Here is a 25,568-nt window from a genome sequence, read left to right on the forward strand (position 1 = left end):
GGGGTTGCCGTCGCTCCGCCGCGCCGAGCCCCCCCCGCGCTGCCCCCCCCGCTGGGGGGGGCCGCCCGGGGGGGGGGGCGCCCGCCCCACCGGCGCTTCCACCTCCTTCCGGAATACCCCCTAGGGGTATACGGTTGTTGGTGTGGGGATCCCCCCGGGGTCCCGCCCGACAACGTCACACGTCACGGACACGTCACCTGACACGCCATGGGGGAGAACGGTCATGGACCACACCTCGCACCACCGCACCGGCACCGGGCACGGCCACCACCCGGGCCACCACGACCACGCGGGGCGTCACCAGGGGGCCGGGTCGGGGGCGTCGTGGTCCACGGCCGCGAGGGCGACGCTGCACTGCCTCGCCGGCTGTGCCGTCGGCGAGATCCTCGGCATGGTCGTCGGCACCGCGCTGCTGTGGGGGAACGTCCGGACGATGGCGCTGGCGATCGCGCTGGCGTTCCTCTTCGGCTACTCCTTCACCCTCTTCGCGGTCCGCCGCTCCGGCCTGGGCCTCAAGGCGGCGGTCAAGGTCGCGCTGGCCGCCGACACCGTGTCCATCGCGGTGATGGAGGCGGTGGACAACGGGATCATCGCCCTGGTCCCGGGCGCGATGGACGCCCACCTCTCGGACGGCCTGTTCTGGGGTGCCCTGCTCGGCGGCTTCGCGGTGGCCTTCGTGGTCACCACCCCGCTGAACAAGTGGATGATCGGCCGCGGCAAGGGCCACGCCGTGGTCCACGCCCACCACTGAGCCGGCTCCGGCGGCGGTCCCCGGCGGGGCCGCCGCCGTCAGCCTGTGTACTGCCGGGCCCGCGACGCCCGCTGCGAGGCCTCCAGCAGGGCGAGCCGTGACTCGACCGCCGCCGGCAGCACCCGCCGTTCCCGCAGCACCCACGGCAGGCCCGCCGCGGCGAGCGCGAACCCCCGCAGCGAGGCGGCGTCCCTCGGCACGGTGCGCGCCAGGTGCAGGGTGCGCCGCAGGGCGACGTGCGCCGGGCGCCGCAGCCAGGTGAACCAGAGGGTGTTGCGGATGCCGTGGGTGCGCCGCAGGGTCGAGTCGCGGGCGGCCGAGGCCTGGTGGTGGATGGTGAGGGAGTCCGCGTACACCAGCCACCACCCCGCCGCCGCGAGGTCGGCGGCGAGCAGTTCCTCCTCGCCGCCCAGCCACAGCCGCGGGGAGAAACCGCCCGCCGCCCGGAACGCGTCGGCGCGCAGCACGGTCGCGGCCGCCAGGAAGGACCCGAGCACGGGCCCCGGCAGCCAGTCGGGCCCCGGCAGGGGCGAGCCGCGCAGTTCCTCGACGATGGGGTCCTCGGCCCCCTGGGGTTCCACCAGGATGCGCGCGGTCACCGCGCCGACGGCCGGGAAGCGGTCCAGCAGGTCGGCTGCCCCGGCCAGCGATCCGGCCTCCCACCAGGTGTCGTCGTCGCAGAACGCCACGTACGGCGTGGTGACCCGCTCCACCGCGAGGTTGCGGCCGACCGCCCCCAGGTTGCGGCCGGGGCGCAGCAGCCGCACCTCGGGGTGGTGGCGGGCGACCGCGGCGGCGGTGCCGTCCGTCGAGGCGTTGTCGGTGACGATCACCGGTGGCCGCTCCGGCAGCGCGGCCAGCCGGCCGAGGGTGCGCAGCAGTTCGTCGCGCCGGTTGTGCGTGATGATCACGACGGTGACGCGCGGGTCCGGCCCGGGGAGGGTCATGCGCGGCCCCCGTCCAGCAGGCGGGCGGCGCGTTCCACGTGCGGGGGCAGTGGCGCCCGGGCCCGCAGGGCGCCGGGCAGGCGCAGCAGGGCCTCGCGCAGGGCGCGCCGGGCGGGGCCGTCGCTGCGGGCCTGGACGGCGAGTTCGCCGGTGCGGGCCAGGGCGAGCGGCAGCGGGCGGCGCAGCCAGGCGGTCAGCACCTCGTTGCGGCGCTGGAGGGCGGTGCGGTGCGGGCGGGGCGCGGTGGCGGGGTGGTGGTGGGCGATCACGTCGGGGCAGTAGGCGACGCCCCAGCCGCGGGCGGCGAGGTCGTAGGCGAGGAGGGTCTCCTCGGCGCCGAAGAACAGGACGCGGTGGTAGCCGCCGGCGTCCAGGTAGGCGGTGCGGCGCGCGACGGCCGCGCAGCCGAGGAACCCGAGCACCTGGGTGCCGGGCAGGTCCGCGGCGGGGCCCAGCGGGGAGGCGGCGAGGACCTCGTTCATCGGGTCGTCGGTCCCGCCGGGGCCGACCAGGGTGCGGGCGGCGAGGAGTCCCAGCCGGGGGTGGGCCTCCAGGTGCCGGACGGCGGCGGCGAGCGCCCCGGGCGCCCACCAGGAGTCGTCGTCGCTGAACGCCACGTACGGCGTGCCGAGCACCCGCACCCCGAGGGTGCGGGCGGTGGCGCCCCGGTTCTCGGCGAGGGCGACCACCCTGACCCGCGGGAAGTCGCGGTCGATCATCTCGCGGGTGCCGTCGCGGGAGGCGTTGTCGACGACCACCACGCGGGGGCGTTCCGGCAGGTCGAGGAGGTGGCGCAGGGTGTGGGCGAGGCTGTCGCGGCGGTCGCGGGTGGCGATCACCACGCCGACGGCGGGGTCGTGGCCCGCGGGCGGCGGCGTGGGCGGCGGTGTGGGCCGGGTGGTCATGGCGTTCCGGTGGTGACGGTGACCGGGTCCGCGGGGTCCGCCGGGGGCACGGGGTCCGCCGGGGGCGCGGGGTCCGCCGGGGGCGCGGGGTCCGCCGGGGGGAGCCGGTCGAAGGCGGTGAGGACGTCGTCGGGGGTGATTCGCAGCAGGGCCGGGTCGGGGCGGCGGGCGTGCGGGTCGCCGGGTGCGCCGGCGTGCCAGAGCACCTGGTGCCGGGGGTGGTCGGGCGGTCCCCAGCGGCTGGGCGGGGTGGGGCCGAACAGGGTGACGGAGGGTGTGGCGTGCGCGGCGGCGAGGTGGGCGAGGCCGGTGTCGCCGCTGACGACGGCGCGGGCGCCCGCCACCAGCGCGGAGAGGACGGCGAAGGGCGGTCCGCCGCCGAGCCTGTCGCCGTGGGGCAGTCCGGCGCGGTCGGCGACCTGGGCCACCAGGTCGTCCTCCCCCGGCCCTCCGGTGACGGTCACCCGGTGGCCGCGCTCCCTCAGGGCGGTGGCGACGGCGGCGAACCGTGCCACGGGCCAGCAGCGGGCGGGGGCGCCGGCGCCGGGGTGCAGCACCACCGTGCCGGGGGCCGGTGAGGCGCCGGGCGGGCGGGGCAGCCGCAGGTCGGCGGGGTCGGCGTCGTGGCCGTACCAGGTGAGCAGGCGGCACCAGCGGTCGCGCTCGTGCTCCTCCGCGCACCACTCGGGGCCGTCGATCCCGGGTGTCTCCGGGTGGGCGAAGGCGTACAGGCGGGCGGGGCGGAGCGCGGCGAGCAGGCGGTGGCTGGGCGGTCCGTTGCCGTGCAGGTCGACGGCGAGGTCGGGGGGCGGGCCGGTCCAGTCCAGGGCGGCGGGCACCGCGCGGCCGGGGGCGGAGGCCGGCAGCAGCCGGTCGACCGCGAACGACGCCTCGGCGACGGGGCCGAGTGCCGCGGGCGCGGCGAGGGTGATCTCGGCGTCCGGGTGGGCGCGGCGCAGGGCGCGCAGGGCGGGGATCCCGGCGAGCAGGTCGCCGAGGCCGAGGGCGCGCAGCACCAGGATGCGGCGGGTCACCGGAGACGTCCTCCCTCACGCGCGGCGGCCACGGCGGCCGCGGCGCGGGCGGCGAGCCGGGTGGAGGACCGGCCGTCGAGGTAGGGCAGCAGGACGGCCTGGCCGCCCCACTCCTCCAGCAGGGCCGCCTCGGGCAGGTCCGCGCCGGCGTAGTCGCCGCCCTTGACCCACACGTCGGGGCGGAGGCGGGCGAGGAGCTGCTCGGGGGTGTCCTCGTCGAAGACGGCGACGGCGTCCACGCAGGCCAGCGCCTTGAGGACGCGGACGCGGTCGGCGAGGGGGTTGACGGGGCGGCCGTCGCCCTTGCGGCGGCGGACCGAGGAGTCGGAGTTCACGCAGACGACCAGGCAGTCGCCGAGGCGGCGGGCCTCCTCCAGCAGGCCGACGTGGCCGGCGTGGAGCAGGTCGAAGCAACCGCCGGCGGCGACCACGGTGCCTCCGGCGGCGCGGACCCTCTCCGCCAGCGCGCACGGATCCTCCGCCTCACGGTGCCCGGCGGCCGGCACACCGGCTCCCCGCCCCCCACCGCGCCCCAGGAGCTCCCCCGCACCGTCCCGGACACCGGCAGCGGTGCCGTCCCGGACGTCGGCCCCTGCCCCGGCCGGGTTCGGGTCCCCCGCGGGAACACCCGGCTCAGCGCCGTCGCGGACGCTCGCCCCGGCACCGTCGCGGACGCCTGCCCCGGCACCGTCGCGCGTCCCCGCACGGTCACGGACGCCGGCCTCGCCGTCCACGGTCCGGATCCGGCCCGCCGCCCGGACCCCCGGCTCGGCCCCGGCCGGGAAACCGGCCCCGGCACCGTCCCGGGCGCCGGCACCGCCCCGGGCCCCGGCGCCGTCCCGGACCCCGGCACCGTCCTGGCCGCCTGCCCCGGCGCCGGCCTGGTGGATCCGGCGCCCCGCGCGCGCCCCGGGACCGGCGTCGGCCGGGAGGCGCGACCCGGTCCCGTCGTGGGCGTGGCCGGGTGCGGGCTCGGGTGCGGGCCGTTCCGGGGTGTCGGGCGACGGGTCGAGGCCGATCGCCCCGGCCGCCCCCGCGGCGACGAACGCGGTGGCCGAGGCGACGGCGTCGGCCACCGCCTCCTCGACCAGCGCCCCGTCGGCCAGGCGTCCGGCGGCCGTGGCGGCGAACCGGTCGCCGGCGCCGCAGGGGTCGCCGGGGTGGGCGGTGGGGGCGGGGAAGAGCAGCGGGTTGTCCCCGTAGGAGAGGAGGGCGCCGCGCGCGCCGAGGGTGACCACGACGGCGGCGGCCCGCCAGGCGCGGACCAGCGCCGCGGCTCCCCGCGAGACGGTGCGCAGGTCGTCGCCCCGGCCGCCCTCGGCGAAGAGGCGGGCCTCCTTCTCGGCGGGCGTCACCAGCCGGGTGCCGGGCACCGGGACGGCCCCGCGCGGGTGCGGGTCCCAGACCTCGGGCGGGCGTTCGGCCAGGACGTCGCGCAGCGCCTCGGCGGCGCCGCGTCCGTAGTCGGAGACGAGCACGGCGTGCGCGGACCGGATCGCCGCCGCCGCCTCGTCGGTGGCGGCGGCGGCCCGGCCGTCGCCCCGGTCCACCCGGGCCACCGGCAGGTGCTGGGCGAGCAGTCGGGTCTTCTCCGGCAGCGGACCGGTGACCGGCAGGGCGATCACCCGCACCTGCGGCTCCAGCAGCCGCCGCAGCAGGCGGGCGGCGGGGTCGTCGCCGAGGCCGGTGATCAGGGTGACGGGGCGGCCGTCGAGGGCCGCGAGGTGGGCGGCGAGCGCGGCGCCGCCGGGGCGCAGCCGCTCCACGCAGTCGGCGATCACCGGGACGGGGGCGTCGGGGGCCAGCCGCTCGGCGGTGCCGGCGAGGTCGCGGTCGAGCAGGGCGTCGCCGACGACGACCAGCGGGGCGGGTCCGTGCGCGGCACGGTCGGTGCGGTCACTCATGCCGGCGGCCTCCCCTCGGCACGTCGTCGGGGGTGCGGCGGACCAGCCCGGCCTGGAGGGCGTGCGGGCCTCCCCCGGCGCCGCGGGCGGGCGCGGGTTCCGGTGTGCCGGCGGGGTCCACGGGGCGGCGGCGGCCCTTGGCGCCCCAGCCCCGTTCCAGGGCGGCGTCGAACGCCTCGCAGACCATGTGGACGGCGACCAGGTGGAGTTCCTGCACGGTGGCGGTGGCGGGCGCCTCGACCGCGAGCACCTCGTCGGCGGCGGCGGCCAGCGGGTTGGGGGCCGGGCCGGTGAGCGCCCACACGTGCAGGCCGGACTCGCGGGCGGCCTCGGCGGCGGCCAGCAGGTTGGCGCTGGCGCCGCTGGTGGAGAGGAGCATCAGGATGTCGTCGGGCCGGCCGTGGGCGCGGACCTGGCGGGCGAACACCTCGTCGATGCCGTAGTCGTTGGCGATCGCGGTGGTGCTGGAGGTGTCGGCGTGCAGGGCGATCGCGGAGAACGGCGGGCGGTCGTCGCGGTAGCGGCCGACGAGTTCGGCGGTGAGGTGCTGCGCCTGGGCGGCGCTGCCGCCGTTGCCCGCGGCGAGGAGGCGTCCGCCGCCGGTGAGGACGGCGGCGAGCAGCTCGCCCCAGCGGTCGACGCTGTGCGGGGCCGTGGCGCGGAACGCGCCGAGGGCCCGGTCGAGGGCGTCGCAGTGGCCGCCCGAGGCGGAAACCGGTCGCATGTCCATCACGCCACCTCCGAGGAAGAGAGTTCGCGGCCCGCCGCCACCTGGCGGTAGACCTCTTCGACGCCGTCCGCGACGCGACCCCAGGTGAAGCGGTCGAGCACGCGGGCCCGGCCGGCGGCGCCGTAGGCGCGGCGCCGGGCGTCGTCGGCGAGCAGTTCGCGGGCGGCCCGGGCGAGGGCCCGCGGGTCGTCGGGCGGGACCAGCCGGCCGGTGGTCCGGTCGGCGACGCTGTCGCGGTGCCCGCCGACGTCGGTGGCGAGCACCGGGACGGCGCAGGCCATCGCCTCCAGCGGGACGATGCCGAAGGGTTCGTAGGAGGGGGTGCACAGCACCAGGTCGGCGCTGCGCATGAGGGCGGGCATCCGGTCGCGGGAGACCGCGCCGAGCATCCGGACGCGGTCGGCGACGCCGAGGTCCTCGGCGAGCGCCAGCAGCCGGGCGGCCTCCGGGACGGCGTCGGCGAGCTCCGCCGCGTTCTCGGTGCGGCAGGCGAACGGGCCGCCCACGACGAGGAGTTCGGTGTCGGGGATCTCGGTGAGCGCGCGGACGGCCCGGTCGTACCCCTTGCGGGGGACCAGGCGGCCGCAGGCCAGCAGCCGGTGCCGGTGGCGGCGGGCGGGCGCGCCGGTGAGGTCGGGGCCGGGCCGGAACTCGGTGGTGTCGACGCCGCAGGGCACCACCGAGACCCGGTCGCCGGGCACGCCCATGGCGGCGAGTTCGGCGACCTCGTCGGAGCAGGTGGCGATCACCCGGTCGCAGGAGCGGGCGAGTTGGCGTTCCAGGGCGAGGCGCTGCACGGGGCTGGTGTCCAGGGCGCCCTGGTGGCGGCGCTTGACGGTGCCGAGGGCGTGGAAGGTCTGCACGACGGGGATGCCGTGCGGCCGGGCGCCGTCGCGGGCGGCGAGTCCGGACATCCAGAAGTGGGCGTGCGCGGCGTCGGGCCGCTCGCGCGCCCAGACCCGGTCCAGGTGTTCCCCGAACTCGGGCATGTGGGCGAGGAGTTCGTCCTTCGGGATGGGTTCCGCCGGTCCCGCGGGCACATGGTCGACGACGGTGCCGCCGGGCATCCGCACCCGGTCGGGCAGGTCGGGGTCGTCGCGGCGGGTGTGGACGGTGACGTCGTGGCCGCGCCGGGCGAGTTCCTCGGAGAGGCGGGCCACGTAGACGTTCTGGCCGCCGGCGTCGGGTCCGCCGAGCGCGGCGAGCGGGCTGGCGTGCTCGGAGACCATGGCGATCCTCATCGGGTCACCTCCTTCAGCAGCCGCTCCCAGTCGTCGAGGAAGCGGGGCAGCCCGTAGCGGGCGAGCGCTGCCGCGCGGGCGCGTTCCCCGACGGCCCGGGCGTGGTCCGGGTCGGCGGTGTACTCCCGTACGGCGTCGGTCAGGACGTCGAGGCGGTTGGAGACGACTCCGGCGCCGCCGGGGACCGCCTCGGTCACCTCGGTGGTGGCGAGGGCCACCACCGGCATCCCCAGGTGCATGGCCTCCAGCAGGGAGAGCCCCAGGGACGTCCAGCGGACCGGGTGGACGTAGAGGCGGCGCCGGGCCATCTCGGCGTGCAGGTCGCGCTGGACGAGTTCGTGGTCGCGGCAGCGGCCGGGGTCGAGTCCGAGGGCGCCGGCGATGCCGCGGGTGCCCATGCCGAAGACGTCGAGCGGGGCGGCGTGGGCGAAGTGCGGAAGGAGGTCGGTGCCGGTGGTGCGGCCGCGGCGCAGCGGTTCGTTGACGACGACGGCGGCGCGCGGGAGTTCACCCGTGTAGAGCGGTCCGGGGTCGACGATGCCGTGCTCGATCACCGCGGTCGGCGCGGAGCCGGCGTCCCACATCAGGCGGTTGAAGTGGGTGACGTGGACCAGCGTGACGCCGGGGAGGTCCGCGGCCGGGTGCCGGGTGTCGGGCACGTCGCCGTCGGGGGCGTTGTGCTCCAGGTACACCAGGGGCGGGCGGCGGCCCAGCCACCGGTCCACCAGTTCGATCTCGTGCGGGCGTTGGAGGACGACGAGGTCGATCTCCGCGTCCCGTAGCCGTTCCGGGGGAACTTCGACCACGGAGTCGGGCCAGTCGAAGGTCCGTGCGCGTCCGAGGCCGTCCGGCCCCCGGTCGGGGGTGACCGGGACGACGTAGGTGTGCGGGCCCTGGACGAACGCGGTCGTCCAGGAGCCGTGCACGTGCCAGATCAGGATCCTCATCGGGACACCACCACTTTCTCCACCGCGGCGAGCACGTCGAGCCCGGTCACCGTGTTCAGGCACGGGTGGCCGGGGAGCGGGCAGGTACGGGCTCTGCTGTCCGCGCAGGGCGACTCCTGGTCGCCGAGCAGGACGTGCGGGACGCCCCAGGGCCGCCAGCGTTCGGCCGGCACCACGGGGGCGAAGAGGGAGACCACGGGCGCGCCGACGGCCGCCGCGAGGTGGGCGGGTCCGGTGTTGCCGGTGACCACGGCGCGGGCGCGGGAGAGCACCCCGGCCAGGGTGGCGGCGTCGGTGCGGCCGCCGAGGTCGAGGCCGTGGCGTCCGGCGACGCGGGCGGTCAGTGCGCGTTCGCCGGGTCCGCCGGTGACGAGCACCCGGTGGCCGGCGGCGGCGAGTTCGCGGACCGCCTCGGCGCAGCGGTCGGGGCTCCAGGCGCGCGCCGGGACGCTGGCGCCGGGGTGGAGGACGACGTAGGGCTCGGGCCCGGTGAGGGCGCTGGTGTCCGGCGGCGGCAGGACGGCGAGCCGCCCGTCGTCGTCCTCGGCGGGCGGGAACCCGGCCGCCTCGGCGAGCAGCAGGGCGGCCTCGGCCTCGTGGGCGTGGTCGGCGCGGCGGTGACGGACGTCGAGCAGCGCGCCGGGGTAGTCCTCGCTGTCGGCGGCGATCCGCCGCACCCCGGCCATGCGCAGGAGCAGGGCGGTGGGGAGCGGGGACTGGTGGAAGGAGGTGAGGATCAGCGCGGTGTCCGCGCGGAGGGCGGCGATCCGGTCGGCGGTCCGTTCGACGTCCGCGCGGTCCACCGGGGGCGGTTCCAGGCCGATCCAGGGCGAGTCCCAGACGAGGACCCGGTCCACGCCGGGCAGCAGCCGTGCGGCGGGCTCGCCGCGCGGGCCGCAGAGCAGGGCGACCTGGTCGGCGTGGCGGGCGACCGCGCGGACGGCGGGCCCGGCGAGCAGGACGTCGCCGAAGCTGTCGAGCCGGACCACCAGGGCTCTCATGCCGGCCTCCCCGCCTCGACCGTCTGCCCGCGGCGGTCGAGGTCGAAGTAGGCGACGACCAGCCGCACGGCGCTCAGCAGGTCGGGGGCGACCACCGGGGCCGCGTCGACCTCCTCGGCGCGGGTGACCGGGGTGGGCACCAGCACCGCGCGGGCGCCGGCGCCCAGGGCGGCCTCCACGTCGGCGCCGATGTCGCCGATGACCACGCACCGTCCGGCGGGGACGCCGAGCCGTTCGGCGGCGGACCGCACCAGCCCGGGGGCGGGCTTGCGGCAGGGGCAGCCGTCCGCGGGGCCGTGCGGGCAGATCTCCCAGACGTCGAAGGGCCCGAGGAGCTTCTCCACGCGGGCGTTGACGGCGTCGACCTGGCCGTGGGTGAGCAGGCCGCGGGCGATGCCGGACTGGTTGCTGACCACGCCCAGGGCGAAGCCGTGCCGGCGCAGCAGCGCGAGCGCCTCCACGGCGCCGGGCATCGGGCGGACCCGTTCCGGGTCGCCGTTGTAGGGGACGTCCTCGACGAGGGTGCCGTCGCGGTCGAACAGGACGGCCGGCGCGGGGTTCACGGGCCGACCACCTCCGTCCAGGGGCGGGCATCGCGGTGGCGCCACAGGCCCTCCAGCCGGTGGCGCGTGGCGGCGGGCGGGATGAGGACGCTGGTGAGCAGCATGGTGACCACCTCGTCGCGGGTGCGCGGGCCGGGGGCGATGCGCGCCCAGGCGAACTCGGCGGTCCCCAGGGCCCAGGTGAGCGCGGCGAGGCAGGCGGCGCGGCGGCGTCCGGCGGCGGCGAGCAGGCAGGCGGCGGCGCCGGCGGCGGTGATCGCCGCGTGGCGGCGGATCCGGCCGCGCGGGGCTGCGGCCTTGCGCCACCAGTCGGGGCCGTGCAGCCGCAGCATCAGGGCGTCGTCGGCGTTGCCGCGCTGCTGGCGCAGCGAGACCCAGCGGTCGGCGGGGCGCACCGGGTGGCGGGTGGTGCGGCGGCCGCGGCGGATCCGCCAGCCGGCGTCGAGGACCCGCAGCGCCAGGTCGGCGTCCTCGCGGAAGGCCCGCGGGAACCGCTCGTCGAAGCCGCCGACCTGCTTGAGCGCCTCGGTGCGGTACACCATGTCGGCGGTGATCCACAGCGCCTGGGCGAGCCCGGCGGTGGCGCGTTCCCAGTCGGTGGGGCGGCGTTCGCCGGGCAGCGGCACGGCGATCACGCCCTGGATGCCCCCGGTGTCGGGGGCGGCGGCGGCCAGGTCGTCGGCGAGCTGGTCGCACCAGTGCGGGCCGACCTGGACGTCGTCGTCGAGGAAGGCGATCCACGGGGCGGCCACCGCCTGGGCGCCGGTGTTGCGGGCGGCGGCGGGTCCGCGTCCGCCGCCGGGCAGCACGGTGGTGCGGTGGCGGAGGTCGCCGAGGACGGACAGCGGGTGCTCGAGGGCTTCCCGGTCCTCGTTCGCGGGGGCGGGCCGGTCGTCGACCAGGACGATCTCCGACGGCTTGGGCCCGTGGGCGGCGACCAGCGAGGCCAGGCAGTCGGCGAGCGTGTCGCGGACCAGGGTCGGGACGACCACCGCGTACCCGGGTTCCCCGGCCGTCCCGGGCGCCCCGGCCGGGCCGGTCATGCGAACATCCTTGCCCGGCGGACCGCGAACGGGCCGATGGCCAGCAGGTCGACGGGAGCGGAGCCGAAGCACTCCAGGGCGTCGCGCGGGTCGTCGACCATGGGCCGGCCGGCCGTGTTGAGGCTGGTGTTGACCACCACCGGCAGGCCGGTGCGCCGCTCGAAGGCGTGCAGCATGCGGGCGACCAGCGGTTCGCGGCGTTCCTCGACGGTCTGGATGCGGGCGGTGCCGTCGACGTGGACGACCGCGGGGATGCGGTCGCGCCAGGCCTCGGCGACCTCGTGCACGAACAGCATGTAGGGGCTGGGGAGCTGCCCGGTGAAGATCTCGGCGGCCCGGTCGGCGACGACCATCGGCGCGACGGGGCGGAACTCCTCGCGGCCCTTGACCTTGTTGAGGCGTTCCAGGTTCTCGGCGCGGCCGGGGTGGGCCATCAGCGAGCGGTGGCCGAGGGCCCGAGGGCCGTACTCGCTGCGGCCCTGGAACCAGGCGACGACGCCGTCCCGGGCCAGTTCCTCGGCGACGGTCTCGGCGATGTCCTCGGGCTCCTCGAAGGGGACGGCGGCCTCCTGGAGGACGGCGCGCAGTTCGTCGTCGGACCAGCCGCGGCCGAGGTCGGCGCCGGGCATCGGCTCGGGGTGGTCGCTCAGGTGCAGGGCGCCGCCGAGGGCGGTCCCGGCGTCGCCGGCCGCGGGCTGCACCCAGACGTCGCGGAACGGGCCCAGGGCGGCGATCTTCGCGTTGGCCACGCAGTTGAGGGCGACGCCGCCGGCCAGGGTGAGCGAGTCCCCGCCGCCGGCGCTGTGCAGCCAGTGGACCAGTTCGAGGAGGACCTCCTCCAGCACCGCCTGGGCGCTGGCGGCGAGGTCGGCGTGGTCCTGGGTCCACGGCTCGTGCTTGCCGCGCGGCGGCGCGTAGGCGGCCCAGTGCACGCCGTGGGCGCGGAAACCGCCGTCGCCGGTGGCGTGGACGTGTTCGCGCAGCTGCTTGAGGAAGCGGGGTCTGCCGTAGGAGGCGAGCGCCATCACCTTGAACTCGTCGCTGCTGCGCAGGAAGCCGAGGTGCTCGGTGAGTTCCTCGTAGACCAGGCCCAGGGAGTGCGGCAGCGCCTGGGTGGCGAGGGTGTCCAGCTTGCCCTCGGTGTAGCGGCCGGCCAGGTGGGAGGCGGACTCGCCGCGGCCGTCGAGGACCAGCACGGCGCTGTCCGGGAACGGCGAGGCGGGTCCTGCGGAGGCGGCGTGCGCGACGTGGTGCGGGACGAAGACGACCCGGTCGGGGTCCAGGCCGGGCAGCGCCTCGGCGAGGAACTCCGGTGCGCGGCGCGCGTATTCGAGCCGCAGCGGGTCCCAGGGGTCGTTCAGGCCCATCTGGTCGGCCGGGCGGGCGAGCCGGGGGTCGAAGGAGTAGGCGACGGCGTCGAGTTCCTCGGCGCGCAGGCCGGCGTGCTCCAGGCACCAGCGGGCGGACAGCTCGGGGAGCTCCCAGGCGGAGAAGGGGACCGGGCGCTTGCCGTGCTTGCGTCGGCTGAACCGTTCCTCCTCGGCCGCGGCGACGGTGCGGCCGTCGATCACCAGGGCGGCGGCCGGGTCGTGGAAGAGGGCGTTGATGCCAAGGATGCGCATGGAGGTGCTCCGTCCCGGACGTGCGGTCGGGGTCTGGCTCGGCTGTTCGCTTCTGTGGCTGCTGGGCCTCCCGGGCGGGGAGGGCTGGCGGGTGCCGCGCCGGCGGGGCCCGAAACCCGGGGCGGGGCACGGTCACCCGGTCGGCCCGCCCGGCGGGCGCGTCGCCCTCCGCCGTGCGTGCGGTGGCGGGCGGGCGCCGTCGGGTCAGGCGGCCTGGGCGGTGCGGGTGAACCAGCCGACGGTCTCGCCGAGCCCCTCGCTCCAGCCGGTCCGCGGCTGCCAGCCGAGGCGTTCGCGGGCCAGGGTGGTGTCGGGGCGGCGGCGCCCGGGGTCGTCGACGGGGCGGTCCACGAAACGGATGCGGGAGCCGGACCCGGTCAGCTCGATCACCCGGCGGGCCAGTTCCAGCATGGTGATCTCCTCGGAGCCGCCGATGTTCATCGGCCCGGTCTCCTGCGACTCCGCGAGCGCGAGGACGCCCTCGACGGTGTCGTCCACGTAGCACAGCGAGCGGGTCTGGCCGCCGTCGCCGGCCACCGTGAGCGGCATGCCGTCCAGCGCCTGCGAGATGAAGGTGGGCACGGCGCGGCCGTCGCCGGTCCGCATGCGCGGCCCGTAGGTGTTGAAGATCCGCACGATGGCGGTGTCGGTGCGGTTCACCTGGCGGTGGGCGGTGGTCAGGGCCTCGGCGAACCGCTTGGACTCGTCGTAGACGCTGCGCGGGCCGATCGGGTTGACGTTCCCCCAGTAGCCCTCGTGCTGCGGGTGCTCCAGGGGGTCGCCGTACACCTCGGAGGTGGAGGCGAGCACGAACCGCGCCTCGTCGACGCCCGCCCGCTCCAGGGCGTGCCGGGTGCCGGTGGAGCCGACCTCCAGGGTCTGCAGCGGCAACCGGAGGTAGTCGGCGGGCGAGGCCGGGCAGGCGAAGTGCAGCACCAGGTCGAAGCGGCCGGGCAGCGCGGCCAGCAGGCCCGGTTCGGTGACGTCGCCCTGGACGAAGGTGAAGCCGGGGCCTTGTTCGAGGTCCAGGACGTTGGCGCGGGAGCCGGTGCAGAGGTTGTCCACGCACACCACCTCGGTGCCCTCGGCCACGAGGCGGGCACACAGGTGGGATCCCACGAAACCGGCGCCGCCGGTGACCAGGGCGCGGCGCCAGGGGCGTCGGGGTCGGCCGAACCAGTTGGGGCGGCTCATACGCCTCTCCTTCCTCTCGCCTGGGGCGGGGAACTGCCGGGCGCGAGTACCCGGGTCGGCCGAACCATGCGGAACCTCACCCGTACGGGCGAATGCCGGGGCTGACCAGGACGCTTCTCTAGGATCGGGGGATGGCCGAATTCCTGCTGGAGCGCACGGTGCCGCTGCCCCTCGACGAGGTGTGGCGGCGGGTCACGGACTGGCCCCGGCACGGGGACGTCGTCCCGTTCACCCGTGTGACGTCCGACGGCCGGTTCGTGCGGGCGCGCACCGGGCTGGGGCCGGCCGGCTTCCTCGACCTGATGGAGATCACCGTCTGGTCCCCGCCCGTGGACGGCGCGGCAGGCCTCTGCCGCCTGGAGAAGCGGGGCCGGGTGGTGCGCGGCTGGGCCGAGCTGGAGGTCCTGCCGGGCCCGGGCGGCCGTTCCCGCGTCCGGTGGCGCGAGGACCTCGGCATCCGCTTCCTCCCCCGCCTCGCCGACCCCGTCGTGCGGGCGACGGGGCGGTACGTGTTCGGCCGCGCCCTGAACCGGCTGCTGCGCGGACGGTGACCTTCGCCGGCGACGGGCGGTGACGTCGGCGGTGGCCTTCGTCGGCACCGCCGTGCCAGTGCCGTGGACCTGGCGCTGCCGTACCGGCCCGTACCGGCCCGCGGGGATGCTGATCGAGGGTGGGCATCATCCGTTCGGATGACCCCGGGGTCATCCCTTCGACACGTCCTGATCAGCCTCTCCGCCGACCGGCGGGGCCCCGGTCAGGGCCGAGGATCGGAGGAAGGCACGACCGACGACCGGCCGGGACGGACGCGAAGGGGCTCTGTGCCGAGACCCGGTCCCGCCGAGGAAGGACCGCCATGACCGCCTCCGGTCACGAACTGCTCCAGGCCGCCGAGCGCGGCGACACCGACACCGTCCGCCTCGCCCTCCGGGCCGGCGCCGACGTGGAGGCCCGTGACGCACACGGTCGCACCCCACTGCTGCTCGCGGCCCTCGCCGACCACGTCGACACCGCCCGGCTGCTCCTGGCGGCGGGCGCCGACCCCGACGCGCGGGACGACCGGCAGGACACCCCCTGGCTGATCACCGGCGTCACCGGCAGCGTCGCCATGATGCGCCTGCTGCTCCCCCACGGCCCGGACCTGACCCTGTGCAACCGCTACGGCGGCGTCTCCCTGATCCCCGCCGCCGAACGCGGCCACGTCGCCTACGTCCGCGCCGTGCTGGAGGAGACCGACATCGACGTCGACCACGTCAACCGCCTCGGCTGGACCGCCCTCCTCGAGGCGGTCGTCCTCGGCGACGGCGGCCCCGCCCACCGGCGGATCGTCGAACTCCTCCTCGCCGCCGGCGCCACCCCGGACCTCCCCGACGCCGACGGCGTCACCCCGCTGGAGCACGCCGAACGCCGCGGCTTCGCCGGGATCGCCGCCCTGCTGCGCGGGACCGCCGGATGAACCGCCGGGCCTTCCTCGGCGCCCTGGCCGTCACGACGGCGACGGCGGCGGTGGCCTGCACGCCGTCGGGGCGGGAGGAACCGCGCGCCGGAAACCCGACGGAGGACCGGGCGGAGAACCCGGCGGGGAATCCCACGAGGACACCGCGCGCCGAGGACGGTCGGACCGCTTCTCCTCCCGCCACCGAGGGGCTGCTCCTGGTCACCGACTTCGGCGCCGACACCGTCACCTTCGTCGACCCCGCCACCGGCCCCGCGGCCTCGGTCAAGGCCGGCACCGCCCCCTACGGACTCGCCGTCGGCAGGGACGGCCGGGCCTGGGCCGCCGCCGCCGAGGGCGTGGCGGTGATCGACACCCGCGCCCGCCGCCGCCTGGCCCTGGTCCCGTACCGCACGTCCGCAGCCCGCCTGGGCCCGCCGACGCACGGCGAGTACCGCGGCGGCGGCATGGGCATCGCCCTGTCCCCGGACGGCCGCCACGTCCACGTCGGGGTGAACGTCCCGGGCGGCAACGGCGTGCTGGAGACCGTCGACACCACCACCCTGCGCACGACCCGCACGGTTCCCGTCGGCCGCAGCCCGTTCGACGTGGACGTCTCCCGGGACGGCTCCGAGGTGTACGTCACCAACCACGACTCCTTCGACGTCACCGTGGTGCCGGCACAGGGCCGCCCGCGCCGCATCGAGGTCGCGCCCTACGGCACGGAGGGCGGCCTGGGCTCCTGGCTGAAGCCGCACTACGCCGCCGTGCGACCGTCCGACGGCCGTCTGCTGCTGCCGTTCGAGGGCGAGAAGCTGGTCGTGGTCGACCCGCGCACCGGCCGGTCGACGATCGAGCCGATGACGGCGAACACCCACCAGCACGGGGTGGCGGTCGCCCCGGACGGCACCGTCCTCGTCGTGGGCACCGGCCCCGTCGACCCGGCGCGGGACCGCGGCCCGTCCCTGACCGTCCGCGCCCCCACCGGCCGGGAGCGGCTGATCGGCCTCGACGGGCCGCACGAGGACGTCACCGTCTCCCGGGACGGCCGCACCGCCTACGTCACCGGCGGCTTCACCCGCGACGGCCACTGGGACGGCATCACCGTCGTGGACCTCCGGACCGGCGCCACCCGCCGCCTGCCCGCGGGCCGCCGCCCCCTGGGCATCGCGGTGCTCTGACCTGGCCGAAACGCCGGCCGCCGCACCTCGGCCACCCGGCCCGGTACCGGCGCGGGAGCCGGTCCCGGGTCGCCCGCGCCGCGGCGGTGACACCGCGGCAGCGACGCTGCGGGTGACGGGGGCACGCCGGGTGGGTGCGGGGGCGTGCGGGGCGGGGCGGGGTCGCGTTGACTGGTCGGCACGCCGCCCTGCTCCGGCGCCGACCCGCCCGAGGAGAACGTGAGCACCCACCCGGAGAACCCGAGCGCTCCCCCGGACGCCGCCCCCGCGTCCGCCGGGACCGCCCTGCGCGCGACGCTGCTGAACCGCGGCTATCTGCGCCTGCTGCTGCTGTCCGCGCTGCTGGGCGTGCCGGTGGCCCTGGCGTGCTTCTTCTTCGTGGCGCTCCAGCACGAGCTGCAGCACCTGGTGTGGGAGTCGCTGCCCGAGGCGGTCGGCCACGACCGGCCGCCCTGGTGGTGGCCGCTGCCGGCGCTGCTGCTCGCGGGGCTGCTGCTGGCGCCGATCGTCACCCGGCTCCCGGGGGGCGGCGGGCACCTGCCGGTGCACGGGCTGGGTGGTCCCCCCGTCGGCCCTGCGGCGCTGCCCGGCGTGGTCCTGGCGGCGCTGCTCACCCTCCCGCTGGGCGTGGTGCTGGGGCCGGAGGCCCCGCTGATGGCGCTCGGCAGCGGGCTGGCCCTGCTGTGCGTCGGACGGCTGCCCGCCGGGCACGACCCGCAGGCCCGCGCCGTGGTGGCCAACACCGGTTCCACCGCCGCGATCTCGACCATCCTCGGCGGTCCGCTGGTGGCCGCGGTGATGGTCGTGGAGGCCGCCGGGATCGGCGGGGCCCGGCTGGTGGCCCTGCTGCTGCCCTGCCTCACGGCGAGCGCGACGGGGGCGCTGGTGTTCACCGGGTTCGGGGAGTGGACCGGCCTGTCCGTCGGCGCGCTGACCCTGCCGTCCTCGTTGCCGCGGTCCGGCCCCGACCCGGGCGACTTCCTGTGGGGGCTGCCGCTGGCGGCGCTGATCGCGGTGCTGATCACGCTGGGGCGGCGGCTCGGCCGGCGCACGGCCGCCTGGACCGCCACCCGCACCGCCCGGCGGGTGGTCGCCTGCGCGGTGGCGGTCGGGGTCTGCGCCGCCGGGTACGCCCTGGTCACGGGCCGTTCCCCGGCCGAGGCCGCGCTGTCCGGCCAGCTCACGCTGAGCGAGCTGGCCGCGCATCCGCAGGCCTGGCCGGTGGCGGCGCTGCTGGCGCTGGCGCTCTGCAAGTGCCTGGCCTGGGGCATCGCCCTGGGCAGTCTGCGCGGCGGCCCGATCTTCCCGTCGGTGCTGGTGGGCGCGGCCGTCGCGCTCGCCTGCGCGGGCCTGCCGGGGCTCGGCACCACGCCCGCGCTCGCCCTCGGCATCGCCGCCGCGGCCACCTCGGTCACCGGGCTGCCGCTGACCAGTGCGGTCCTCGCGGTCCTGCTGCTGGGACGCGCCGCGCAGGGCCAGGCGCCGCTGGTGGTGCTCGCCTCGGTGGTCGCGGTGCTGGTCACCCAGGTGCTGTCGCGCGAGGAACGGCAACGGAAGGCGTGACGCCTCCGGCCCACCGGGGCCCGGGCGCGACGCCTCCGGCCCACCGGGGCCCGGCCCCGGACGGACCGCACCCGTCCCGCCACCGACGAGGCGGCCCCAGGGCCTGTCCGGCGGATCTTGCCGTTCTTGCTGCCGAGTTCCCTTGTCACCGCCCTGAGCGGGGGCTGGTGCGTGCGGCTGCAAGGCGGAGGAGGGAGGCGACGCGGAGCGTCGTCGAGTGACGACGACGCCGCAGACGTGCGTGCCGGCCCCCGCGACCCACGTGCAAGATCCGTCGGACAGGCCCTACCGGTGGATCGGCATCGTCGCGCCGGTGAGCGGGACGCCGGTGCCGCCGCGCCGGCAGGCGACGATCTCGGCGGCGATGGACAGCGCGGTCTCCTCGGGGGTGCGGGCGCCCAGGTCGAGGCCGATCGGGGACCTCAGCCGGGCCAGGGCCTTCTCCTCCACCCCTTCCTCGCGCAGGCGCTCCAGCCGGTCCAGGTGGGTGCGGCGGGAGCCCATCGCGCCGACGTAGGCGACGTCCAGGTCCAGCGCCGCCTTCAGCAGCGGCACGTCGAACTTGGGGTCGTGGGTGAGGACGCACAGGACGGTGCGGGCGTCCACGGCGGTCTTCTCCAGGTAGCGGTGCGGCCAGTCGACGACCACCTCGTCCGCCTCCGGGAAGCGGCGCTCCGTCGCGAAGACCGGGCGCGCGTCGCAGACCGTGACGTGGAAGCCGAGGAACCTGCCGGTGCGCACCAGGGCGGCCGCGAAGTCCACCGCGCCGAAGACGATCATGCGGGGCGGCCGCGCCGAGGTCTCCACCAGCAGCGAGAGCGGCGCTCCGCAACGAGAGCCCTGCTCACCGATCTCCAGGGTGGCCGTACGGCCGGCGTCCAGCAGCGCCGCCGCCTCGGCGGCGACGGTCCGGTCCAGTTCCGGGTCGCGGCCGAACCCTCCGGACACCGCGCCGTCGGCCCCGACCAGCAGCGCCCGTCCCAGCAGATCGCCGGGGCCGTCGACGATCCGCGCCACCGCGAGCGGTTCCCGCCGCGCCGCCGCCGCGAGGGCGGCGGCGTACGCCTCCCGCACCGGGTCGCCGGCCCGCACCGGCACCACCAGCACCTCGACGGTCCCGCCGCAGGTGAGCCCGACCGCGAAGCCCTCGGCGTCGGCGTAGCCGAACCGTTCGCGGACCGGCCGGCCGTCGTCGAGCGCCCGCATGCACAGGTCGTGGACCGCGCCCTCGACGCAGCCGCCGGAGACCGATCCGAGGGCCTCGCCGTCGGCGTCCACGGCGAGCGCGGCCCCCGGCAGCCGGGGGGCGCTGCCGCCGACGGCGACGACGGTGGCCACGGCGAAGTCGCGGCCCTCCAGGACCCACCCGTGCAGCTCCTGTGCGATGTCCAGCATGGCCGCGCTCCTTTCCGCCCCGACCAGTCCTACACGCCCACGGGGCTCCCGCACTACCCGCGGGCCCTACACGCCCGCGGGATTCCCGGCCGGCGGGTCCTCCTCCGGCAGGGCCGCGTCCATGAGGTGTTCCGGCCGCACCGGCGTCCGGCGCAGGTCCAGGCCGGTCGCCGCCCGGACCGCGGCGAGGACGGCGGGCGTCGAGGAGAGCGTGGGCGCCTCCCCGACCCCGCGCAGCCCGTACGGCGCGTTCCCGTCGGCGAGTTCCAGCACCTCCACCGGCATGGGCGGGGTGTCGAGGATGGTGGGGATGAGGTAGTCGGTGAAGGAGGGGTTGCGGACCAGCCCGGTGGCGCGGTCCACGACGATCTCCTCCATGAGCGCCACTCCCAGCCCCTGGGTGCTGCCGCCCTGGATCTGGCCGACCACGGCGAGCGGGTTCACGGCCTTGCCCACGTCCTGGGCGCAGGCCAGCTCCACCACCTTCACCAGGCCCAGTTCGACGTCCACGTCGACCACGGCCCGGTGCGCGGCGAACGAGTACTGGACGTGGCCGTCGCCCTGCCCGGTGCGGCGGTCGAACGGCTCGGTCGGCCGGTGGCGCCACTCGGTCTCCACCTCGACCGTCTCGTCGCCGAGGATCTCCGCCAGCCCGGCCAGCACCACGCCGTCGCCGGCGACCACCTTGCCGCCCTCGAGCCGCAGCTCCCGCGAGGCCCAGCCGGGGTCGGTGGCCCCGAACCTGGCGCGTCCGAGCTCCAGCACGCGTTCACGCACCAGCTCGCAGGCCCGCTTGACGGCGCCGCCGGTGACGTAGGTCTGCCGGGACGCGGAGGTCGAGCCGGCGCTGCCCACGCGGGTGTCGGCGGGCTGGATGGTGACCTGGCCGACGCCCAGCTCGGTGCGGGCGATCTGCGCGTGCACGGTGACGCCGCCCTGGCCGACCTCCGCCATGGCGGTGTGCACCGAGGCGACGGCCTCCCCTCCGGCGACCTCCAGCCGCACCCGGGCGGTGGAGTAGTCGTCGAACCCCTCGGAGAAGCCCACGTTCTTGATGCCCACCGCGTATCCGACCCCGCGCACCACCCCTTCGCCGTGGCTGGTGTTGGACAGGCCGCCGGGCAGCGCCCGCACGTCGACCCGGCCGTCGCCGGTCTCCCAGGCCTTCTCCTGCGGCAGCGGCAGCTCCTTGACGCGGCGCAGCAGTTCGGCGACCGGTGCCGGGGAGTCGACGACCTGCCCGGTGGGCATCACCGACCCCTGGGACATGGCGTTGCGCTGCCGGAACTCGACCCGGTCCATGCCGACGGCGTCGGCGAGCCGGTCCATCTGGGCCTCGTAGGCGAAGCACGCCTGGACGGCGCCGAAGCCGCGCATCGCGCCGCAGGGCGGGTTGTTGGTGTAGAGGGCGACCGCCTCCACCTCCACCGCGTCCACCTCGTACGGCCCCACGCCGAGCGAGGCGGCGTTGCCGACCACGGCCGGGGAGGAGGAGGCGTAGGCGCCGCCGTCGAGGACGATCCGGGCGCGGACGTGGGTGAGCCGGCCGTCCTTGGTGGCGCCGTGCTCGTAGACCAGCTTCGCGGGGTGGCGGTGGACGTGGCCGAAGAACGACTCGAAGCGGTTGTAGACCATCTTCACCGGCCGCCCCGTGCGCAGGGCCAGCAGGCAGGCGTGGATCTGCATGGAGAGGTCCTCCCGCCCGCCGAACGCCCCGCCGACGCCGGCCAGGGTCATCCGCACCTTGTCCTCGGGCAGGCCGAGGACGGGGGCGATCTGCCGCAGGTCGGCGTGGAGCCACTGGGTGGCGACGTAGAGGTCGACGCCGCCGTCCTCGGCGGGGACGGCCAGGCCCGACTCGGGGCCGAGGAAGGCCTGGTCCTGCATCCCGAACTCGTACTCGCCGCGCACGACCACGTCGGCGCGGGCGGCGGCCTGGTCGACGTCGCCGCGGACGATGGGCTGGCGGTGCACGATGTTGGGGTGCGGGACGTGCGGCGCGTGGTGGTCGGTGCGGTTCTCGTGGAGCACCGGGGCGTCGGGCGCGGTGGCGCTCTCCTCGTCGGTGACGACGGGCAGTGGGCGGTACTCGACCTTGATCTTCCCGGCGGCGCGCCGGGCGATCTCCGGGTGGTCGGCGGCGACGGCGGCGATCGGCTCGCCGTGGTGGCGGATCCGGCGGTGGGCGAGGACGGGGGTGTCCTGGATCTCCAGCCCGTAGTGCCGCACCTCGGTGGGCAGGTCGTCGTAGGTGAGGACGGCGTGCACGCCCGGGGTGGCCAGCGCCTCGGACACGTCGACGGAGAGGATCTCGGCGTGGGCGGTGGTGGACCGCAGCAGGTGGCCCCAGAGCATGTGTTCGTGCCACAGGTCGGAGGAGTAGGCGAACTCACCGGTGACCTTGAGGATGCCGTCGGGGCGCGGCACGGACTCACCGACGCCGCCGGCGTTCCCGGCGCGCTGGGCGAACCGGGTGGGCAGGCCGGAGGCCCCGGTGCGGGGCGCCAGGTCGGAGCGGACGCCGGGGACGACGGGTGCGGCGGGCCGCGCGGTGGGGCCGGTCATGCCCGGTCTCCTTCGGGCTCGGCGGAGCGCCGGGCGGCGGCCAGGCGGACCGCGTCCATGATCTTCTCGTACCCGGTGCAGCGGCACAGGTTGCCGGAGAGGGCCTCGCGGATGTCCGAGTCGGACGGAGTGGGCTCACGGTCCAGCAGCTCGTCGGCGGCGACCAGCAGGCCGGGGGTGCAGAACCCGCACTGGACGGCTCCCGCGTCGACGAACGCCCGCTGCACGGTGGACAGTTCGCCCTCCGGCGCGAGTCCTTCCACGGTGACCACCTCACGCCCCTCGGCCTGGCCGGCGGCGACCAGGCAGGCGCAGACCGGCACGCCGTCCAGGCGCACCGTGCAGGAGCCGCACTCGCCCTGTTCGCAGGCGTTCTTGGAGCCGGGCAACCCGAGCCGCTCGCGCAGCACGAACAGGAGCGACTCGCCCTCCCAGACGTCGTCGGCCTCCCGGGCACGGCCGTTGACCGTCAGCCGGACGCGCATCATGCGGCTCCCTCCGTGACGCGGGCGCTCCCGCGGTACTCCTGCCAGGTCCAGCCCAGGGTGCGGCGGGCCAGTACGCCCACCGCGCGGCGGCGGTAGGCGGCGGTGCCGCGGACGTCGTCGATCGGCGAGCAGGCGGCGGCGCACAGGTCGGCGAAGTGCCGCGCCGCCGCGGGGGTGGGGGCGCGGCCGGTGTCCCAGCAGCGCTCCTCCTCCAGCACCCCTTCGAGGAAGGCCTCGGCCTCCCGGGCGCGGACCGGGGTGGGGGCGGCGGAGCCGATGCCGGTGCGGACCGTGCGGCTCTCCGGGTGCAGGGCCACGGCGAAGGCGCACACCGCGATCACCATGGCGTTGCGGGTGCCCACCTTGGCGAACTGCTGGGGCCCGTCGGCCCGCCGGATCCGCACCGCGCGGATCAGCTCGTCGGGCGCGAGGGCGTTGCGCTTGGGCCCGAGGTAGAAGTCGTCCACGGGGATCAGGCGGGTGCCGCGCGTGGAGACCGCCTCGACCTCCGCCCCGGCCGCGAGGAGCGCCGGGTGGGCGTCGCCGGCCGGGGAGGCGGTGCCGAGGTTGCCGCCGACGCCGCCGCGGTTGCGGATCTGCGGGGAGGCGACGGTGTGCGCGGCCAGGGCGAGGCCGGGCAGTTCGGGCCGCAGCCCCTCCATGATCCGGGTGTAGGGCACGGAGGCGCCCAGCCGTACGACGGGGCCGTCGGTCTGCCACTCCTGGAGCTCGGCGATCCGGCCGAGGTCGAGCAGCCGTTCCGGACGGCGGTGGCCGAAGTTCAGCTCGACCATCACGTCGGTGCCGCCGGCGAGGGGCAGCGCGTCGGGGTGCTCGGCCTTCGCCGCCAGCGCCTCCTCCCAGCTGGCCGGTCGTAGGAATTCCATGCCTGGGGCCGCTCCTCCCGGACTGCGGTGCACGTGCCGCGTCCGGTGGGTCCGGGACGCGTGAAAGAGGTGGTCCGATACGTGTAGACGCTCGGTGCGCCCAGTACACCGCTCCGTCACCCGCCCGGGTCAGTCGCCGAAAACACGAAGGAATTCGTTGGCCGGGACGTCCATCTTGTAGATTCGTATGAAAGAGGCAGGCGTGACATCTGGGTGTTTCCATCCGGAAACACCGCCGCCTCCCTCCCCCCAAGATCTCGAGACTCGAACGGCGGCGACTGGAATGCGGCTCCGCGCACTGCTGGACACCCCCGGGCTCGGCCTGCGGCTGCTCGGCGGCGAGGACGAGCTGGACCGCGCCGTGCGCGGCGTGATGACCACCGACCTGAAGGACCCCAGCCGGTACATCAGCGGTGGTGAGCTGGTCCTGACCGGCCTGCTGTGGCGCCACGGGCCGGCCGACTCGGAGCGCTTCGTGCGCATCCTCGCCGAGGCCGGTGTGGCGGCCCTGGCGGCCGGTGAGGCGGAACTCGCGGGCATCCCCGACGATCTGGTGGACGCCTGCGCCAAGCACCGGCTGCCGCTGTTCGCGGTGGACGAGTCCGTCGCGTTCGCGAGCATCACGGAGCACGTGGTGCGCCAGGTGTCGGGCGAGCGGGCCGGGGACCTGGCCGCGGTGGTCGACCGGCACCGCCGGATGATGACCGGCGGCACCGCCGGCGGCGGTCCGGACGTGGTCCTGGAGCTGCTCGGCTCGGACCTGGATCTGCGCGCCTGGGTGCTCTCCCCCGCCGGCCGCCTGGTCGCCGGGCCGAAGGGCGCGGGCCCGGAGCTCTCCCCCGAGGTCCGCACCCGCCTGGCCGCGGAGCACCTGGCCGCCCAGCGCGCGGGCCGCCGGGCGCCGTTCCGGGTGACGTCCGGGGGGACGGTGTACTCGCTCTTCCCGGTCCGTCCCGCCGCCCGGGCGGACCGTTCCGGCCGGCCGCCGCGCGAGCGGCGGGAGACCGCCCCGGCGGGCCCGTCCCTGTCCGACTGGCTGCTCGCCGTCCAGGCGGACGCCGCCGAGTGGCCGGAGGCGAGACTGGACCTGGTGCACGGGGTGACGCAGCTGGTGGCGGTGGAGCGCGAGCGCCGGGACGCCGCCCGGACCGTGCGCCGGCGGCTGGCCCAGGAGCTGCTGGAGCTGGTGCAGGCGGGCGCCGCGCCCGGTGAGATCGCCGCCCGGCTGCGGATCGCCGCCCCGGTGCTGCTGCCGGGCGCGGACGCCGCCCCGAACTGGCAGGTGGTGGTGGCCCGCGTGGAGTGGCAGGGCGCCGAGGACCGCGCCGCGGGCGGACGGGCCGCGCAGGCGCTGTTGGAGGAACTGCTCGTCGACCCGGCGGTGTCCGGCCCCGACCCCTCCGACCGGCTGGCGGTGGCGGTCTCCGGCGAGGAGGCCGTCGCCCTGGTGCCGCTCCTCCCGGCCGCGGACGACGGCACCACGGGGCGGGCCGGCACCGGCTCCGGCTCCGGCTCCGCCGAGGACGACGCGGCCCCGCGGCCGGAGGGCCTGTCGGCCGAGTCGCTGCTCGCCGCCGTGCGCGAGCCGCTGGCCGCCGGCCTCGGCGACGAGGGCCGGGTCACGCTGGGCGTCAGCGCCGCCGTGCACTCGGCCGACGGGCTCCGCGGCGCGCTGGAGGAGGCCCGGCACGCCCGCCGGGTGGCCGCCGCCCGTCCCGGCGCGGTCTGCGTGGCCGGCCACCAGGAGCTGGCCTCGCACGTGCTGCTGCTGCCGTTCGTCCCGGACGACGTGCGCCGCGCCTTCACCGCCCGGCTGCTGGACCCGCTGCGCGACTACGACGGCCGCCACCGCGCCGAGCTGATCCCGACCCTGGAGGCCTTCCTGGAGGCCGACGGTTCCTGGACCCGGTGCGCCGCGCGGCTCCACCTGCACGTCAACACCCTGCGCTACCGGGTGGGCCGCATCGAACAACTGACGGGCCGTGACCTTTCGCGGCTCGAGGACAAGCTCGATTTCTTCCTCGCCCTGCGGATGAGCTGACCCTCGCGCGCCTCCGCCGGGGGCGCACGCCGTCCGGCCACTTTGTGAAATGTTTCACCCGACCTCTTGGCCGGAACATCTGAATCGTGCTGAGATTCCGCCACCACCACATCCGGCTCGATGACGGCGTGCTC

At 76.8% G+C, this 25,568-nt stretch carries 22 protein-coding genes; 6 read left to right on the top strand and 16 right to left on the bottom strand.

Annotation, left to right across the window (positions count from 1 at the left end; translation table 11 throughout):
- Nucleotides 1–223: 223 nt before the first annotated feature.
- A complete protein-coding gene (locus ABZ836_RS25655) occupies nt 224–751 on the top strand; it encodes a DUF4396 domain-containing protein (protein ID WP_361145868.1) in 528 nt (175 codons plus the stop codon).
- Nucleotides 752–789: 38 nt separating this feature from the next.
- On the opposite strand, the gene ABZ836_RS25660 is transcribed toward ABZ836_RS25655, so the two are convergent.
- The 12 genes from ABZ836_RS25660 to ABZ836_RS25715 all read right to left on the bottom strand — a co-directional run bounded on the left by ABZ836_RS25660 (nt 790) and on the right by ABZ836_RS25715 (nt 13,882).
- Entirely contained in the window at nt 790–1,698 is a 909-nt protein-coding gene (locus ABZ836_RS25660) for a glycosyltransferase (RefSeq protein ID WP_361145871.1), read from the bottom strand.
- Complete coding sequence (locus ABZ836_RS25665; protein WP_361145874.1) at nt 1,695–2,603, bottom strand: glycosyltransferase; 909 nt, start codon at nt 2,601–2,603, stop codon at nt 1,695–1,697. Before ABZ836_RS25665 ends, ABZ836_RS25660 begins: the two co-directional genes overlap by 4 nt.
- Nucleotides 2,600–3,637 (bottom strand): glycosyltransferase family 9 protein, encoded by a 1,038-nt coding sequence (locus ABZ836_RS25670; RefSeq protein WP_361145876.1) that lies wholly within the window; start codon nt 3,635–3,637, stop codon nt 2,600–2,602. The genes ABZ836_RS25665 and ABZ836_RS25670 overlap by 4 nt, the downstream gene beginning before the upstream one ends.
- The gene (gene rfaE2, locus ABZ836_RS25675; RefSeq protein WP_361145879.1) at nt 3,634–5,541 is read right to left on the bottom strand and encodes a D-glycero-beta-D-manno-heptose 1-phosphate adenylyltransferase; all 1,908 of its coding nucleotides are present in this window, start codon (nt 5,539–5,541) and stop codon (nt 3,634–3,636) included. The genes ABZ836_RS25670 and rfaE2 overlap by 4 nt, the downstream gene beginning before the upstream one ends.
- The gene (locus ABZ836_RS25680; RefSeq protein WP_361145882.1) at nt 5,534–6,265 is read right to left on the bottom strand and encodes an SIS domain-containing protein; all 732 of its coding nucleotides are present in this window, start codon (nt 6,263–6,265) and stop codon (nt 5,534–5,536) included. The genes rfaE2 and ABZ836_RS25680 overlap by 8 nt, the downstream gene beginning before the upstream one ends.
- Nucleotides 6,266–6,270: 5 nt before the next feature.
- Nucleotides 6,271–7,512, bottom strand: coding sequence for a glycosyltransferase (locus tag ABZ836_RS25685; protein WP_361145885.1), 1,242 nt, complete (start codon nt 7,510–7,512; stop codon nt 6,271–6,273).
- Nucleotides 7,509–8,459, bottom strand: a complete 951-nt coding sequence (locus ABZ836_RS25690; protein WP_361145888.1) for a glycosyltransferase — start codon at nt 8,457–8,459, stop codon at nt 7,509–7,511. Before ABZ836_RS25690 ends, ABZ836_RS25685 begins: the two co-directional genes overlap by 4 nt.
- Nucleotides 8,456–9,460, bottom strand: coding sequence for a glycosyltransferase family 9 protein (locus ABZ836_RS25695; RefSeq protein ID WP_361145891.1), 1,005 nt, complete (start codon nt 9,458–9,460; stop codon nt 8,456–8,458). The genes ABZ836_RS25690 and ABZ836_RS25695 overlap by 4 nt, the downstream gene beginning before the upstream one ends.
- Complete coding sequence (locus tag ABZ836_RS25700; RefSeq protein WP_361145894.1) at nt 9,457–10,023, bottom strand: HAD family hydrolase; 567 nt, start codon at nt 10,021–10,023, stop codon at nt 9,457–9,459. The genes ABZ836_RS25695 and ABZ836_RS25700 overlap by 4 nt, the downstream gene beginning before the upstream one ends.
- Nucleotides 10,020–11,066 (bottom strand): glycosyltransferase, encoded by a 1,047-nt coding sequence (locus ABZ836_RS25705; protein ID WP_361145896.1) that lies wholly within the window; start codon nt 11,064–11,066, stop codon nt 10,020–10,022. Before ABZ836_RS25705 ends, ABZ836_RS25700 begins: the two co-directional genes overlap by 4 nt.
- Nucleotides 11,063–12,688 (bottom strand): carbamoyltransferase C-terminal domain-containing protein, encoded by a 1,626-nt coding sequence (locus tag ABZ836_RS25710; protein WP_356134992.1) that lies wholly within the window; start codon nt 12,686–12,688, stop codon nt 11,063–11,065. Before ABZ836_RS25710 ends, ABZ836_RS25705 begins: the two co-directional genes overlap by 4 nt.
- 204 nt (nt 12,689–12,892) lie before the next feature.
- Entirely contained in the window at nt 12,893–13,882 is a 990-nt protein-coding gene (locus tag ABZ836_RS25715) for an NAD-dependent epimerase/dehydratase family protein (RefSeq protein ID WP_356134994.1), read from the bottom strand.
- 131 nt (nt 13,883–14,013) lie between these two features.
- Between ABZ836_RS25715 and ABZ836_RS25720 the strand changes: the two genes are divergently transcribed.
- From ABZ836_RS25720 to ABZ836_RS25735, 4 genes are all read left to right on the top strand, one after another.
- Entirely contained in the window at nt 14,014–14,433 is a 420-nt protein-coding gene (locus ABZ836_RS25720) for an SRPBCC family protein (RefSeq protein ID WP_361145900.1), read from the top strand.
- Nucleotides 14,434–14,735: 302 nt separating this feature from the next.
- Nucleotides 14,736–15,335 carry an ankyrin repeat domain-containing protein gene (locus tag ABZ836_RS25725; protein ID WP_361145903.1) on the top strand — a complete coding sequence of 200 codons (600 nt, stop codon included), beginning with the start codon at nt 14,736–14,738 and terminating at the stop codon, nt 15,333–15,335.
- Entirely contained in the window at nt 15,332–16,495 is a 1,164-nt protein-coding gene (locus ABZ836_RS25730) for a hypothetical protein (RefSeq protein WP_361145906.1), read from the top strand. Before ABZ836_RS25725 ends, ABZ836_RS25730 begins: the two co-directional genes overlap by 4 nt.
- Nucleotides 16,496–16,714: 219 nt before the next feature.
- On the top strand, nt 16,715–18,058 hold the full coding sequence (locus ABZ836_RS25735) for a chloride channel protein (RefSeq protein WP_361145908.1): 1,344 nt from the start codon (nt 16,715–16,717) through the stop codon (nt 18,056–18,058).
- Nucleotides 18,059–18,343: 285 nt separating this feature from the next.
- Here the strand turns inward: ABZ836_RS25735 and ABZ836_RS25740 are convergent, their stop codons facing one another.
- The 4 genes from ABZ836_RS25740 to ABZ836_RS25755 form a co-directional block, all read right to left on the bottom strand.
- Complete coding sequence (locus ABZ836_RS25740; protein WP_356135003.1) at nt 18,344–19,453, bottom strand: XdhC/CoxI family protein; 1,110 nt, start codon at nt 19,451–19,453, stop codon at nt 18,344–18,346.
- Between the two features lie 66 nt (nt 19,454–19,519).
- On the bottom strand, nt 19,520–22,018 hold the full coding sequence (pucD, locus tag ABZ836_RS25745) for a xanthine dehydrogenase subunit D (RefSeq protein ID WP_361145911.1): 2,499 nt from the start codon (nt 22,016–22,018) through the stop codon (nt 19,520–19,522).
- Nucleotides 22,015–22,503, bottom strand: coding sequence for a (2Fe-2S)-binding protein (locus ABZ836_RS25750; protein WP_361146021.1), 489 nt, complete (start codon nt 22,501–22,503; stop codon nt 22,015–22,017). Before ABZ836_RS25750 ends, pucD begins: the two co-directional genes overlap by 4 nt.
- Nucleotides 22,503–23,393: a xanthine dehydrogenase family protein subunit M gene (locus ABZ836_RS25755; RefSeq protein ID WP_361145914.1), complete on the bottom strand. Its 891-nt coding sequence runs from the start codon at nt 23,391–23,393 to the stop codon at nt 22,503–22,505. The genes ABZ836_RS25750 and ABZ836_RS25755 overlap by 1 nt, the downstream gene beginning before the upstream one ends.
- Nucleotides 23,394–23,676: 283 nt before the next feature.
- Between ABZ836_RS25755 and ABZ836_RS25760 the strand changes: the two genes are divergently transcribed.
- Nucleotides 23,677–25,434 (top strand): PucR family transcriptional regulator ligand-binding domain-containing protein, encoded by a 1,758-nt coding sequence (locus ABZ836_RS25760; protein WP_361145917.1) that lies wholly within the window; start codon nt 23,677–23,679, stop codon nt 25,432–25,434.
- The last annotated feature ends 134 nt before the right edge of the window (nt 25,435–25,568 follow it).

Source organism: Streptomyces sp. NPDC047130, from assembly GCF_040643475.1.
Classification (GTDB): Bacteria; Actinomycetota; Actinomycetes; order Streptomycetales; family Streptomycetaceae; genus Streptomyces.

Bases quoted from the DNA above. Each gene is read 5' to 3' on its own strand.
- ABZ836_RS25685 (WP_361145885.1), bottom strand. From the start codon at position 7,512: ATGAGGATCGCCATGGTCTCCGAGCACGCCAGCCCGCTCGCCGCGCTC.
- ABZ836_RS25715 (WP_356134994.1), bottom strand. From the start codon at position 13,882: ATGAGCCGCCCCAACTGGTTCGGCCGACCCCGACGCCCCTGGCGCCGC.
- ABZ836_RS25705 (WP_361145896.1), bottom strand. From the start codon at position 11,066: ATGACCGGCCCGGCCGGGGCGCCCGGGACGGCCGGGGAACCCGGGTAC.
- ABZ836_RS25750 (WP_361146021.1), bottom strand. From the start codon at position 22,503: ATGCGCGTCCGGCTGACGGTCAACGGCCGTGCCCGGGAGGCCGACGAC.
- ABZ836_RS25725 (WP_361145903.1), top strand. From the start codon at position 14,736: ATGACCGCCTCCGGTCACGAACTGCTCCAGGCCGCCGAGCGCGGCGAC.
- pucD (WP_361145911.1), bottom strand. From the start codon at position 22,018: ATGACCGGCCCCACCGCGCGGCCCGCCGCACCCGTCGTCCCCGGCGTC.
- ABZ836_RS25695 (WP_361145891.1), bottom strand. From the start codon at position 9,460: ATGAGAGCCCTGGTGGTCCGGCTCGACAGCTTCGGCGACGTCCTGCTC.
- ABZ836_RS25730 (WP_361145906.1), top strand. From the start codon at position 15,332: ATGAACCGCCGGGCCTTCCTCGGCGCCCTGGCCGTCACGACGGCGACG.
- ABZ836_RS25720 (WP_361145900.1), top strand. From the start codon at position 14,014: ATGGCCGAATTCCTGCTGGAGCGCACGGTGCCGCTGCCCCTCGACGAG.
- ABZ836_RS25680 (WP_361145882.1), bottom strand. From the start codon at position 6,265: ATGCGACCGGTTTCCGCCTCGGGCGGCCACTGCGACGCCCTCGACCGG.
- ABZ836_RS25760 (WP_361145917.1), top strand. From the start codon at position 23,677: ATGCGGCTCCGCGCACTGCTGGACACCCCCGGGCTCGGCCTGCGGCTG.
- ABZ836_RS25655 (WP_361145868.1), top strand. From the start codon at position 224: ATGGACCACACCTCGCACCACCGCACCGGCACCGGGCACGGCCACCAC.
- rfaE2 (WP_361145879.1), bottom strand. From the start codon at position 5,541: ATGAGTGACCGCACCGACCGTGCCGCGCACGGACCCGCCCCGCTGGTC.
- ABZ836_RS25690 (WP_361145888.1), bottom strand. From the start codon at position 8,459: ATGAGGATCCTGATCTGGCACGTGCACGGCTCCTGGACGACCGCGTTC.
- ABZ836_RS25660 (WP_361145871.1), bottom strand. From the start codon at position 1,698: ATGACCCTCCCCGGGCCGGACCCGCGCGTCACCGTCGTGATCATCACG.
- ABZ836_RS25755 (WP_361145914.1), bottom strand. From the start codon at position 23,393: ATGGAATTCCTACGACCGGCCAGCTGGGAGGAGGCGCTGGCGGCGAAG.
- ABZ836_RS25740 (WP_356135003.1), bottom strand. From the start codon at position 19,453: ATGCTGGACATCGCACAGGAGCTGCACGGGTGGGTCCTGGAGGGCCGC.
- ABZ836_RS25710 (WP_356134992.1), bottom strand. From the start codon at position 12,688: ATGCGCATCCTTGGCATCAACGCCCTCTTCCACGACCCGGCCGCCGCC.
- ABZ836_RS25665 (WP_361145874.1), bottom strand. From the start codon at position 2,603: ATGACCACCCGGCCCACACCGCCGCCCACGCCGCCGCCCGCGGGCCAC.